The 12,429-nt window shown below is 72.3% G+C and carries 10 protein-coding genes and 1 pseudogene; 4 read left to right on the forward strand and 7 right to left on the reverse strand.

Annotated elements, in window-relative coordinates; translation table 11 throughout:
* Positions 1-970 precede the first annotated feature (970 nt).
* Positions 971-2,026 carry a thiol-activated cytolysin family protein gene (locus tag ABTX81_RS37860; RefSeq protein ID WP_350555173.1) on the forward strand — a complete coding sequence of 352 codons (1,056 nt, stop codon included), beginning with the start codon at positions 971-973 and terminating at the stop codon, positions 2,024-2,026.
* On the opposite strand, the pseudogene ABTX81_RS37865 reads toward ABTX81_RS37860, so the two are convergent.
* Positions 2,002-2,139: pseudogene (locus tag ABTX81_RS37865) on the reverse strand (aldo/keto reductase); the annotation flags it as partial. The gene ABTX81_RS37860 and the pseudogene ABTX81_RS37865 sit on opposite strands and share 25 nt — an antisense overlap.
* 277 nt (positions 2,140-2,416) lie before the next feature.
* Between ABTX81_RS37865 and ABTX81_RS37870 the strand changes: the two are divergent.
* Positions 2,417-2,854 (forward strand): hypothetical protein, encoded by a 438-nt coding sequence (locus ABTX81_RS37870; RefSeq protein ID WP_350555175.1) that lies wholly within the window; start codon positions 2,417-2,419, stop codon positions 2,852-2,854.
* 147 nt (positions 2,855-3,001) lie between these two features.
* Here the strand turns inward: ABTX81_RS37870 and ABTX81_RS37875 are convergent, their stop codons facing one another.
* The 5 genes from ABTX81_RS37875 to ABTX81_RS37895 all read right to left on the reverse strand — a co-directional run bounded on the left by ABTX81_RS37875 (position 3,002) and on the right by ABTX81_RS37895 (position 8,491).
* Positions 3,002-5,293 carry an FtsX-like permease family protein gene (locus ABTX81_RS37875; RefSeq protein ID WP_350555177.1) on the reverse strand — a complete coding sequence of 764 codons (2,292 nt, stop codon included), beginning with the start codon at positions 5,291-5,293 and terminating at the stop codon, positions 3,002-3,004.
* Entirely contained in the window at positions 5,290-5,958 is a 669-nt protein-coding gene (locus ABTX81_RS37880) for an ABC transporter ATP-binding protein (protein WP_350555179.1), read from the reverse strand. Before ABTX81_RS37880 ends, ABTX81_RS37875 begins: the two co-directional genes overlap by 4 nt.
* Positions 5,959-5,994: 36 nt before the next feature.
* Entirely contained in the window at positions 5,995-6,267 is a 273-nt protein-coding gene (locus ABTX81_RS37885; protein WP_350555181.1) for a hypothetical protein, read from the reverse strand.
* Complete coding sequence (locus ABTX81_RS37890; RefSeq protein WP_350555183.1) at positions 6,227-6,976, reverse strand: hypothetical protein; 750 nt, start codon at positions 6,974-6,976, stop codon at positions 6,227-6,229. The genes ABTX81_RS37885 and ABTX81_RS37890 overlap by 41 nt, the downstream gene beginning before the upstream one ends.
* A gap of 246 nt (positions 6,977-7,222) precedes the next feature.
* Complete coding sequence (locus ABTX81_RS37895; protein ID WP_350555185.1) at positions 7,223-8,491, reverse strand: hypothetical protein; 1,269 nt, start codon at positions 8,489-8,491, stop codon at positions 7,223-7,225.
* A gap of 576 nt (positions 8,492-9,067) precedes the next feature.
* Between ABTX81_RS37895 and ABTX81_RS37900 the strand changes: the two genes are divergently transcribed.
* On the forward strand, positions 9,068-10,120 hold the full coding sequence (locus ABTX81_RS37900) for a phosphotransferase enzyme family protein (RefSeq protein ID WP_350555188.1): 1,053 nt from the start codon (positions 9,068-9,070) through the stop codon (positions 10,118-10,120).
* 495 nt (positions 10,121-10,615) lie between these two features.
* Here the strand turns inward: ABTX81_RS37900 and ABTX81_RS37905 are convergent, their stop codons facing one another.
* Positions 10,616-11,308 carry a hypothetical protein gene (locus ABTX81_RS37905; RefSeq protein ID WP_350555190.1) on the reverse strand — a complete coding sequence of 231 codons (693 nt, stop codon included), beginning with the start codon at positions 11,306-11,308 and terminating at the stop codon, positions 10,616-10,618.
* A 371-nt stretch (positions 11,309-11,679) separates the two neighbouring features.
* On the opposite strand from ABTX81_RS37905, the gene ABTX81_RS37910 reads away from it, so the two are divergent.
* Entirely contained in the window at positions 11,680-11,859 is a 180-nt protein-coding gene (locus tag ABTX81_RS37910; RefSeq protein ID WP_350555192.1) for a hypothetical protein, read from the forward strand.
* Positions 11,860-12,429 lie beyond the last annotated feature (570 nt).

Genomic DNA, 12,429 nt, shown 5'->3' on the forward strand with positions numbered 1-12,429 from the left:
GTCGCCCCGCGGCCCCGTTGGGGGGCCGCGGGCGCGCCGGGCGGGGCTGGGGGGGGGCGGCGCGCGGGTCGCTCTGCCGGGGGGGCCGGGCTGCCCGCCACGGCCCGCGTGCCCGCGCCGTTCCCGGTGCGCGCCCCACGGGGTACGCACCACCCGCCGGGTGCCTGCTCGCCGGCCGGTTCCGCGGTCGCCCGCGCGCCGTGCCCGGGGATCGCCTGTACCCGCGCCACCGTGCGCGTCCACCGCACCGGCCGGGCCCGGCACCACCCCACGCCGTCCGCCAGCGCCAGGGGCGCCTGCGCCCACCGCTCCCCCGCTGTCTCGCGACCACCACCAGGCGCGGGAGGCCCACGCCCGGTTCGGCTGCGGCCAGCAGGCCCAGCCCCTCGGAGCCGGGCGCCGTCGCGGTGGCGACGCGGTGCCGGCGGCGCAGTGCCGGCACCGCGCACCGACACCACCGCACCCGGGCGCAGCCCGGCGTCCGGCAGGAGGCTTTCGAGCGCGGGCGCAGGCCCCGCACGGGAGAGCTGCGGCTGGGGTGGGTCCGGCCCTGGCGGGGCGGGGCGTTCGGGTCTTGAGTCGCGGGCTTTCGGCTTCGTTGCCGGCCTGGCCCGACGGCCGGGCACGTGGCTGTCCCCCGGAATCGGGACGGACGTCGCTGAGAGAGCGGGCCGGCGATCGATGGAGGTGCAGGCGGCTCCTCGTTTCGCCGCTCGAGCAGGGGGTAGCCGCAACGCTACAGAACGTATGCGATCGGTACGACGCGGTGGAGGCCGACGGTCCTCGGCGCACCGGTCACCGCTGTCCGGCGGCGGGATCACCCACGATCGATGCGCGCCCGTCGGCTCCGACGCACCAGAGGGACGCCGGGATTCACACGGCCGGTCCCTCACCTGGAGGCCCGGGCGGCCCGCCCAGCCGGTGCTATGCCCGGGACCGCCGGCACGGCCGGATCGAAGGGAAGCAGGTCATGGCACGGCACCTCACCGCGCAGGAGGCCGCCGGTGCCCCGGCCCAGCAGGCCGCGGGCGACGGCAAGGCCGACCTGGTCGCGAAGCTCAAGCAGTGGAAGAAGTGGGACGAGATCGCCCCGCACGAGAAGTCCGGACACCAGAACATCGGCGAAGAGGAGGAGATCAAGCACGGAGACGTGACAGGGACCAAGCAGAGGGTCACCGTCACCGCGACCCCCCTCGAGATCCTCACCTTCAGCCCGGACACCGCCGTGCTGTGGCCCGGGGAGATCGTCTCCTCGAAGTCGCTGATCGCTGACGGCTCCCTCCAGACCGTGGGCATTCCCGGCGACAAGCGGGGAAGCTTGAAGATCGTCGTCGACGCACTCTCGGCGGGAAACTCGGACACGGTCGAGCAGCCCGACGGAGCAAAGGTGCACGACGCGGTCCGCGGCCTCGTCAACGGCAAGAAGAACACGTCCCCCGATATCCGGTACCAGCAGACCAGCGCCTATTCGAGCGAGGAACTCTGTCTCGAACTCGGCCTCTCCGCGCAGTACGGCGGATTCTCGGCGAACGTCGAGACGAAGTTCAGCAGGAAGGAGGAGTACAACAGCATCGTCTACTATCTGCGCGAGCGGGCCTTCACCGCGACCGCGGTGTGGGAGAACGCCAACGAGCTCATCGACGACAGCTTCACCGAGGACGACCTGGCGGAGCTGGAGAGCGACGGCTCCCTGGGACCGGACGATCCCCCGGTGCTGGTGTCGTCGGTCTCCTTCGGGCGGGTCCTCATGGCCTTCATCAGCAGCCGGGTCGCCGAGACGGAGATCAACGCCGCCATCGACGCCAGCCACAAGGCATTCGCAGGCCTGGAAGCCGAAGTCAGGGAGCACTACCAGAAGATCCTCCGCGAGTCCCGGATCTCCGTGCTGAGCTACGGCGGCAACCCCGACATCGTGGGGAAGATGCTCGAGGACGGGAGCATCGCCGGATACTTCAGCGAGGCGAAGGAGCTGCAGGACTACTCCGAGGAGGCCGTCGGACGGGCGCCGGTGTCCAGGAGTCGGTAACCGGCGGCCAGGGCCTCGGCGACGGCCTGCTCGGTCTGGTCGGCGGGGATCTGGTAGACGCCGAAGCCGAGGATCGGCATCTCGATGCCGTTGTTCAGGGTGACGTGCTGCACGGTGTACTTCCTCATCAATCGATCTGGGGGACGTCGTTCGGCTAGGACCGGGATACGCGGGACACCGGTCCCAGAGTGACCCGCCGGCCGCCGAACCGCTCGGCGGTCTTCGAAGGGCAGCCAGGCCGGCGGGCGCACAGCGGCGGCATCACGACGGCTTTCCGGCCGGATTTTCTCCACCCAACACCGCCAGATCCTCCAATGGGGCGGTGGAGCGGACCCTGGCAGGGACCCCACGCCGTGTCTCCGCGAGGTACGCGGTCGTAGGGTCAGGGGCATGGACCGCCGCAGCGAGATCCGCGACTTCCTCACCACCCGCCGGGTCCGCGTCACCCCCGAGCAGGCCGGCCTCACCCTCTCCCCGCTCTGCGGCACGCGCCGCGTCCCCGGCCTGCGCCGCGAGGAGGCCCCCGAGCTCGCCGGCGTCAGCGTCCCCTACTGTCATCCGGCTCGAACGAGGCGACGCCCGCGGAGCCACCGACGCCGTCCCGACGCCATCGCCCGCATCCTCCTGCTGGACGACGCCGAGGGCGCCCACCTCTTCGCCCTCGTCCGCGCCGCCCACGCCACCGGCCCGCCCCGCCCCGTCCGCCCCGGCCTGCGCAACCTCGTCGAGACGATCAGCGGCGTCCCCGCCTACGCCACGATGGTGCCGCGCGGACTGCCGACCCGGAGGAACGCATGGACCTGCTCCTGTACCACCGCACCACATTGAAGGCCGCCGTGAACAGACGCCTCCTCACGGCGAGAAGCACTACCCCGTCCGACAAGGCGACCTGAGCCCGCACCACTTCGGGTAGAACCTGCAGCGTGTGACAGGCTTCGCGCGCCCGGCCGAGGCGACCGGCCGCCGAAGCCCTGACTATCGGTGGGCTCGGCGCAGGGTGACCCAGCTGCTGGCAGCCGCGGCGAGGACGATCGCGGCGACGCCGGCCCCCGCCGCGAAGAGGTAGGGAAGACCACTGTCGAGGTGGTCCTCGTTGATCCGTAGATAGGCGACGCCGACGGCCGTAGAGGCGAGGGTGGCCAGGGCCGAAGTGAGGATGGCGGTGACCAGGGCTTCGGTGAGCTGGACGGCCGTCAGCCGGCCGCGGGGCACGCCGAGGGCCCGCAGGGCGAACCACTCCCGGCGGCGTCCGCCATCCTCGGCAACGGTCAGCAGGGCGCCGAGGACGGTGACGGCGGCAGCGGCGGTCAGCCCGAGCAAGACCCAGCTGCCGGTGCTGTCGGTGACTTCCGACAGCTGGTAGGAGTTTTCCAGCCGGTAGGCGGGTGAGGAGGACACCACCCATGTTCTGGCCTCCTCCCAGGCCGGTACATCCACAGTGACCCTCAGGTAAGCGGCGATCGTGAACGGGTCACCCACTTCGGCGAGAGCGGGGTCGTCGGGCGGAAGCACCATGACGGCCCCGACCGGCGTGTCCTGGTCGGCCGGCAGGTCGAGCGTCGTCGCGACGGGCGCGACGCTCGTCTGTCGGGTCCGGTCGGTGGAGCGCAGAAGCAGGCTCCCGCTCATGTCCGACGGACCGTTCGCTTGCCCTGCCGGCTCCCCGTCCGCTGACAGCGGGCCGCTGGCCCGCAGCGTCATCCGGCCGCCGGCGCAGTTGGAAAGCGGCCGGGCGAAGAGTTCCTGCAGTTGGCGGCAGTCGGCGACGAGGGCGTTGTGCGCGGGGCGGACGGCCGGGTCCTGGCCCGGGGACCACAGGGCAACGGCGGGAACCGGGCCGTGCACACCTGCCGGGGGATCCGTCAGGCGCAGGGGAACGGCCTCCAGGGTCTCGGCCCTGGCCAGCAGGTCGGTGTGGCCAGCGGCGCGTGCCTGCGCGACCCAGGGCAGGTTGGGCTGGGCCATGACCTGGGAGACGGGCTGGGCGGCGCCGACGGCGAAGACGGCAATGCCGACCATACCGGCGACTCGGAAGCGGGACTGCGGGTCCGCCCCCAGCCGCCGCATCGCCAGCAGCCACACCACGCCCGCCTCGACCCGTCCGAGGACCCGGGCCAGCCGCTGGCCCGCCCACGCGGCGGCGCTGGGAAGACCGGCGCCGAGCAGCACGATCGCCGCCCACAGCAGCGGATCACGCGGCTTGTGGCGGGCGTAGGCCACGGCCAGGAGCAGCAGTCCGGCGCCGAACAGCAGCGCCACCCAGGGGCTGGTGAGCCGCACCGGGCGCAGGAAGCGCACCTCGCGCGAGGCGCGGTCGGAGCCTGAGACGGTGGCCGCGCCCAGCACTCCGGCGAGGGCGGCGACGCCGAGAACGGCGAGGGCCGACTGCCCGGCCGGGACCCGCAGGTCCGCCCCGAATAGCCAGCGGCCGGTGACCGGGAGGGCGAACATGTCCGGCAGCAGGAGGGGCCAGGCGAGCCCGGCAACCAGCGCACCGACAGCGACCGGCGCCGCCGTCTCCAGCGCACCCGCCAGCCGGGCGTGGACGCCGGGCAGGCCAAGCAGGCGCAGCGCCTGGTAGCGGGTGGTGCGGACCTGGCGGCCGAAGCGGCTGGCGGCCAGGACGAGCGCGAAGGCAGGCATCACCAGGAAGAGCATGGAGCCGAGCGCCGGGTACCAGCCGAATCCGCGGCCGCCCGCCCCACCGAAGCCCGTCAGCGGGCCCTGCTGGGTTCCCAGTTCCCCGGGTGCGACGCCGAGGTAGGCGATCAGTTGGCCCGCGCTGCCCACCGCACGGGCCGGCAGGACCTCGGTGTCGGTCCCGGAGAACCACTGTCCGAGGGAGGCGGGCGCACTGCGGATCAGCCGGTCGAGCGCGGGGCTGACCAGGGCCCGACCAGGGCTCGGCCAGGCGGTGATGCCGGGCGGCAAGGGGCCGCGGGCGTGGGGGTCGGCAACTCGCACGATCTTGACGGTCTGGCCGCCGTAGTTGTGCTCCAGTTCGCTCCACCCGGTCTCGGGCACGTCGGGCCGGCCGAAAACGGGCGCTCCTCCGAAGCCGGCCTGCGGGCCGAACACGGGCACCATCGCGCCGGTGCGGGCGTTCTCCCGCCCCTTCGCCGCCGCCGCACCGACCGTGGCGAGGACTCCGAGGGCGGCGATCGTCCCGACCAGGGCGAGCAGGACGACCCGGCGCCGCGCCTGGCGCGACAGCACCGCCCGCCACGCGACCGCCAGCGCCGCCGGTACCGTGACTGTCGGGCTCACGCCGCCTCCACCACCCGTCCCGCGGCCAGCACCACGGTGCGGTCGGTGCGCGCTGCCAGGTGCCGGTCGTGGGTCACCAGCACTACGGCCGCCCTGTGCTCCCGCGCCTGTTCCAGCAGCAGGCCGAACACCACCTCGGAGTTGTGGTCATCCAGGGCTCCCGTCGGCTCGTCCGCGAACACGACGTCCGGACGGTGTACCAACGCCCGCGCGATCGCCGCGCGCTGCAACTCGCCCCCGGACACCTCCCCGACCGTCCGACGCCCCAGCCCTCCGATCCCCAACGCCTCCAACTGCTCACCGGCCCTGCGCCGGGCCTCCCTCGCCCGCTGCCCCTGCAGGCGCAACGGCAGGGAGACATTCTCCAGCAGCGTCAACTCCGGCACCAGATCACCGAACTGGAAGACGAAGCCGAAGTGGGAACGGCGCAGTTCGTCGCGTTGGCGCACGGTCATCCCCTCGACCGGCCGATTGCGGAAGAGCACACTGCCGGTGTCGGCGAGCAGGAGCCCGGAGAGGCAGTGCAGCAGGGTGGTTTTCCCTGAGCCGGAGGCCCCCACCACGCCCACCACCTCTCCGGGGTCGACGCTCAGATCGACGCCCGCCACCGCGGCGGCCGGGCCGTAGCTCAGATGCAGGGCCCGGGCTTGCAGGACTGGTGGCACGCGTTCACTCCTTGCGACGGCTGGTGAACCGGTGGATCAGGTGGTGGCGGTGACCCACCCGGAGCAGATGTCCGGGTCGTTCTGGCGTTCCTTGCAGACGTGGAAGCAGATGTAACTGGAGGTCACCGTGATGCCGTAGTAGCCCCAGTTGGTGTTGACGTCCTGCTGCCGGGAGACCCTGCTGCGGGTCGAGTGGCTCGAGTCGAACGAGTAGTCGACGTAGCAGTAGTCACTGTCATTGTTGTCGGCGCCCTGAATGCCGAACCAGTCAGGACCCGAGAGCCTGGCCGTTCGAGGCCGATATGCCACCCGGCGCATGGACCAGAGGCGCGTCGAAGGCCACCAGGCCGCGGACGTTGCCGCCGACACCGCGCAGGGCCTCGCTCGGTGCCGTCCCACCCCACCGCCACCGTTCGAGGGCCTCCCGCCGACACCGGGCGGCCTCGTCCTCTACGCGACGTGTTTTGGTACGTTCCTCGACGGTGGGACGGGACGGGAGCCGACGGGCGTAGTCGTGCCAGTAGGCCGCGATCTCACTGGTCTGCCGCAGCACGCACTCCGGCCCCGGCGGGGCGGGCCACAGCTGCAGGAGGTACCGGTCCACCAGCGGCTCGTCGGAAAACCTGGTGTCCCGTCCCCTGCCCGTGTCCATGCCGTACGCGCAGTACCGCACCCGGTAGTCACGCTCCTCCAGGTCCAGATCCCAAGCGGCCTCGCCCGCCCACTGCACCAGCCTGCTGCGGTGCGACACCGGACGGAAGGAGACCTCGACCACGTCCTCCCACACCGGATCCAGCGACGGCTGTGCGTCGTGCACCTCGACGGTGAACCCGACGCTGCCGGTGTGCAGGCCCGTCACCAGGAAGAGCGCACCGGGGATCGCCGCGCCGCACAACCCCGCGTCCTGGTCCGCGAACGCCTCCGTGAAGCCGGGCCCGACACTGTCGGGATCGCTCTCGACATAGATCTGCCCGTAGTGGACACGTACCTCACCGTCGACCGGCCTGCGCACCGCCATCGTCCCTCCCCGAAGACCCGCTCCTCGCAGGTCTGCATGGGAAGCGTACAAAGCACCACCGACACGCACCGCCCGACCGGCACACCCTGCCTGCCGGTAGCGGGGTAAGCCAGGTGCGATCCGAGGCCGCCGGCCACGAAGGGCGGTTCACGGTCCGACCAGGTTGCGGCCCATCGCGCGAGCGGCGCCGGATGTCTTCGCCACCACCGGGTGCCTCCGTCTCTGCCACCGAGATCAGAAGTACTGCTAGAGGAGCCCGAGGAGGCGTTTCCACCAGGGAACGGGGGTGGGGGCGGGGGGCTCTGTGACGATCGGGACAAACCGGCTCTCGACCGGGGTGTCCCACTCGACAAGGGCGGCCGGGAACCAGGTGACCGGCTTGGTGCTGTCGAGGGCGTTGGCCCAGGCAGCGAGGCGGTAGGCGGGCTCGCGGGAAGGAAGGAGTCCGCGCTCGTCGGTTGTCACCGCGAGGTCGCGCACGGCGTCCTGGTACAGGTCGTTGCAGAGCCAGCTGTGGAGTATGCCGCCGTCGTAGCCGAGCACCTCCCAGCCGATCCCGCGCCCGCCGCCGGCCGGCTCTGGGCCGGGGGCCGCGTCGGCCGGGCGGTCCAGGTGGGCGAGCAGCACCGGCTCGTACATCGCGGACGCGCGGATGTCGCGGACGAGGCCGTCGGCGTGCTCGGGGGGTACCAGCAGTGCGAACAGCCGGGCTCCGGCGGGCATCTGGATCATCGCGCAGGCGTCCAGAGCCTCCTGCGGGGTGTCGAACCAACAGCCGTCCACCGGCAGTCGGTCGAGCAGGCAGTCGCAGGCCGTGGTCAGCCGCTCGTGCGGGATGTCCAGACCGGCCAGCTGTTCGGGGGCTGCCACGAAGTAGCCCGCGAGCAGCGGGTCGCCGGCGGCTGCGGTGGCGGACGGCACGGAAGTACGGCGGCGGGACGGTCCCAGGTCGGGCCGGGCTTCGCCCGAGTGGGGTGGGCGGCGCTCGGCGAGCCAGAAGAGGTAGCCACGCAGGTAGTCATCCAGGCCGCGGTCGAGATAGGCGATGTAGTCGCGCAGACCCTGCGCGGCGTCGCGGTGGTGCTCCCGGTACTCGCCGCGGATCCGCGCCTGGAAGTCTGCGGCCGCGACGGCCCACTCCCGGACCCGGCCGCGCTCCTGCCACCAGTCACGGACGGCCGGGACGGTCCAGTGGTCGTCACCGTCCATCGCGAAGCCGCCGTGGCCGAAGAAGCAGCCGTGCACGAGGTCGTAGACCTGCGCCGGGTCGGTCGGCTGGCGGTAGACGAACTCCCGGCCGTCGTCGTCGTAGACGATGTGGAAGGGCGCGTCGTGCCGGCCCATCTCCATGGTGTCCGTGTCGGCGCCGTAGAACGGACCGGGAACGTTGCGCCAGTTGCGCTCCCGCCAGAGACCGTCGAACTGGTCCAGGTATCGGCTCTCGGCGAGCAGACGGCGGGCGGTCGGCAGCGGATCCCAGTAGCCGTTGGGCGTGACGTGGTTCCCGTCGTCCATGGAGAAGGGCTCCGTTCTGTGGCCGGTCACGGACTGTCAGTGCTATCAGATACGGGGTACCGCGTGTGACCAGGGCCGAGGCCGGAGCCGGTGGCTTGGCCTGGCACAGCGCCCGACGCTCCAGGCGGCGGGGCGGAGGCCGCAGGAGGGCCGATGGTTGCGGGGCGGGCGAGACCAGCACGGGGACAGGGCGCCCGGCCGGTATCTGGGGCCGGTTCGTCGGCGTCGTCGCGGGCGACCGACGGAGCAGTCGGACAGGGCCCCTCACGGGGGCCCGAGGCCGGCTCAGTTGTCATTCTGAAGCGATCAGTTACTTGCCGCTGTGGTGAAATGGAGGCCCGGCCCGGCACTTCCAGTGATCGGGACCGCCACTGACCCTCTGCTCCCGAGGTCTGACGGTAAGGGAGGGCCCGCCCGGGCCGGGCCACTCCGAGCCCATCCTCCACCGGCCCTACGCAGACCGGGAGCCCTCGGCCGTCCGCCTTCCCGGCCTTGACCACTGTTCGGACCCGACGGATTGCCCGTGTCTCGTCCGAGGACCGGAACCGCATCCGGCCGCCGAATCGAGGAACTCCCTTGGAACGCTCCTTCTACGGATTGTCACGCGCCACCCAGCGGGCCCGACTGCGGGCGCTGGCCGTCCGGGTGGCGGAGATCCACGACATCCGATGCGATGCCGTGCGCCTTGTGCAGTACGAGGACAACGCGGTGTACCGACTCGCCGGACGTCGGAGCGGCCACCCGCAGAGCGCCCTGTACACGCTCCGCATCTCGGTGCGCGACGCTCGGAGCGAGGCGGAACAGCGCTCCGAACTCGACTGGATGGAGGCAATCCTCTCGGACAAGGCGGTGAGTGTGCCGGTGTCGGTTCCGACCCCGGCCGGTGACAAGGTCGTCGGCCTGGAACTGGCCGGCTGTCCCGGGCCGGTGACGGCGGTGGTCTTCGGATGGATCCCCGGGCGGGCGGCACCGTCCTGCGCACGCCCCCGGGCGGCCGCGGAACTCGGCGCGGTCACCGCCCGGTTGCACGAGCATTCAGCTGGGTTCCGGCCGCCGGAGGGCTTCGTCCGACCCGGCTGGGGCCACCGCGAGGTCTTTGCCGAGGGGGCCGCACTCAAGAGTGCGACGGCACGGCGCCGCCTGACGGAGTACGAGTACCGGCTCCTCCAGGAGGTGTCCGCGACCGTGGGTGCCCGGCTTCCGGAGCCCGGCGGCGCCGACTGGGGCGTGATCCACGCGGACCTCCACCGGGGCAACCTCCTTGAAACCCACGACGGCTCCACGGCTGTCATCGACTTCGACGACTGCGGTTGGGGCTTTCCCATGCTCGACGTGGCCACGGTGCTGTCATCCGTCCTGCGTACCTGCGCGGACGACCGGCCTGCGTACGAGGACTTCACCGAACGCTATCTGGCGGGCTACCGGTCCGTCCGCAGCCTCCCGGCAGCAGCGGCGCAGTTCGACGAGTTCCTGGTGATGCGCGACATGATCATCCTGAATTTCATCCTCGGGTCCGAGAATGCCGCAGTGCTCGGCTGGGGGCCGCAACGAGCCCGGGGAATTCTCGCCCTCATGCGGACATACCTGAAGACCGGCGAATACGCAGGGCACCTGGAACTCCTGCCCTGACGCCCGCCCAGCGGATCACGGCAGGAGTTGTGAGGCCTTGTCCCCGACCCCGCTGACCGCCCCGCCGATCTTTCCTTTCGACGGATTCCGGTCCAGACGCCGCCTATTCTCCCCGGTCACAGGGAGGGCTCTGGTGATTCCGCCCGACCGCGCCAGCATCCCGGAGTCGGCCGGTGGCCTGGAGAACCCACCGCCATCGTTTGTCGAGGCTGCCGTGGGGCAGCAGGCCGGCGAGCAGGCGAGCACCGGCAGGACCGCGGTTTTGGGCGTCGCGGGCCCGGGCCGCCGGCGCGGTCGCCTCGAGCGGGCCGGTCAGGCGCTCATCGCGTTCAGCGCCGTCGCGGAGGGCGGCGGCTCGGCCGGTGCCGGAAGCACGGAAGCCGTCGTGAGGGGCTGGAGGACGGCGGGGTCCGCGACGACCCAGGCCACCGGGCTGCCGGGACCGGCGACTGCGGCGCGGTTCGAGGCCTGCGTGGATGGTGCGCCGGTGGGGGTTCAGCGGCAGTTTCCGGTGGGCGGGTCGCAGAGTCTGACGTCTTCGATGCCCGGGAGGTCTGCGATCTTCTGCCGGAGGTCGGCGAGGGCGGCGGCGGGTGCGCGGGGGTCGAAGACGACGACGAGGCGGGCTGCGGGCATTCCGCCGTTCCCGCTCGGGGAGAGGTCTGAGACGCTGTGGCCGAGTACGGGGTTGTCGCCCGCCCCCTGGAGGGCCGTCGGCACGGAGTAGGTGGCGCTCAGGAGCGGGCTGTCCTCCCGGACGGTGGCGAGGTACGCGTCCGGGTCCTGGAAGTACGGGGAGATCCAGATCTGGCCGATCGCCCAGCCGGCCAGGCCGAGGGTCACCGCCGACACCGTGCCGCCGGCCAGGGCTGCCAGACGGTGCGAGCCGGGGCGTGCCCGGCGTCCCGCCGCGAGAAGGACCACGCCCGCAGGGGCCAGCACGAACAGCCCCGTGAAGAAGCCCAGGGTCGAGAAGGCCAGCAGTGCCCACCCGGCGACCAGGCAGTACACCTGAAAGTCGGCAGCCTTGCGCGCGAGGAGCGGTGCGGCCGCGACCAGCGCTCCAACGACGAGGCCACCGTCGATCACCGACCCGCCGACGTCAACTACCCAGAACACCGCCGGCGCGGCGCATAGCACTGCCAGCACCGCCAGGACCCGTGCGCCGCGCGGCACCGAATCCTGCACCTGTGGATCTCCCATCACCCACCCCCACATTGAACGCGTTCAAATGTTTTGGATCGTCACGATACCTGGCCAGCAGCGGGGTTGTCACCTGCCCGCTCGGCAGCGTCCTGCTCGGACCCGGCGCCCGTGGCCGCGCGGCTGCCAAGCCCGAGGCCGGCCCCTGGGAGACCCGCACCGCAGGACCTCCAGCTGCGCCCCCAGGGAGTGCAGCTCGCCCGGACCCTCATGGACGCCATCACCGAGGACCTCCGGATCGAGGCCGAGCACGACGAGTACGCCCACGCCCTGGAGCAGGTCGTCGAAGCCCGCCTCGCCCCCTTGAGCCCCCGCACATTCCCGAGTCGCGCATCCTGCCGCCCGGCGGAGTCGCCATGGACCTCATGGCCCTCCTGGAGCGCGCCCTCGCCGACGCCCGGGAGCAGCACCCGAAGACCAGCGACGCGGTGAAGGGCACCAGCACCGCCGAGAAGCCCCCGATCCGGAAGGCCACCAGGGCCGCTCAGACCGAGTCCGAGAGCGCCGCGGGCGCCAAGGGGTTCGGGCGTGCATGAACCGGGCCGCCACCGGATGGGCGGCCCGGCGCCAACTTGTCGGGGCGACGCCCGAGCGCCGGTGGCGTCCCGAGCCCCTTCCATGGGAGCAGCCCCTCCCGCGACCGCTGCCGCTCAGCCGGGCCCTACTCGCGTGAGTCGTCCCCGGCACCCGCCCGGTGGCGCAGAGGGTGGTGCGTGCCGGCTGTGGTCGGCCGATGGGACCTGGGAACCTGGCTCGCCACACCGCACACCATGAAGAACATCGGCGGCCGCCACGATGGACGCCGTCGTCGAGGCCGGGCCGGGCCGGCCCGGTCGTCGTTGCGGGCGGGGCGGACGGCGGGCGCAGCGGTGGTGCGGTGCGGCCCGCGGCGTGGGCTGGGGCCGGGGGGATCAGGCGGGTACGCCGGGCTCCGCCTGTCGGGGGCGGGCGTTCTTCTGTAGGTGTTCTGCGCGCGCGGGTGTGGTCGCCTGCGCCGATGTCCGGGCGAACGTGGGGAGGCCGGGCAGGTGGCCTCGCAGCTTCTGCCTCGGCCGGTCCGTGGCGGTGGGAAATCCCGCCGGTGTGAGGGGGGACGGCGGCCTGGG

It is taken from the genome of Kitasatospora sp. NPDC097605 (assembly GCF_040302725.1).
Lineage (GTDB): Bacteria > Actinomycetota > Actinomycetes > Streptomycetales > Streptomycetaceae > Kitasatospora.

What these genes read in the sequence shown, in the direction of transcription:
- ABTX81_RS37895 (WP_350555185.1), bottom strand. Translation starts at nt 8,491, where the DNA reads ATGGACGACGGGAACCACGTCACGCCCAACGGCTACTGGGATCCGCTG.
- ABTX81_RS37860 (WP_350555173.1), top strand. Translation starts at nt 971, where the DNA reads ATGGCACGGCACCTCACCGCGCAGGAGGCCGCCGGTGCCCCGGCCCAG.
- ABTX81_RS37910 (WP_350555192.1), top strand. Translation starts at nt 11,680, where the DNA reads ATGGACCTCATGGCCCTCCTGGAGCGCGCCCTCGCCGACGCCCGGGAG.
- ABTX81_RS37870 (WP_350555175.1), top strand. Translation starts at nt 2,417, where the DNA reads ATGGACCGCCGCAGCGAGATCCGCGACTTCCTCACCACCCGCCGGGTC.
- ABTX81_RS37890 (WP_350555183.1), bottom strand. Translation starts at nt 6,976, where the DNA reads ATGGCGGTGCGCAGGCCGGTCGACGGTGAGGTACGTGTCCACTACGGG.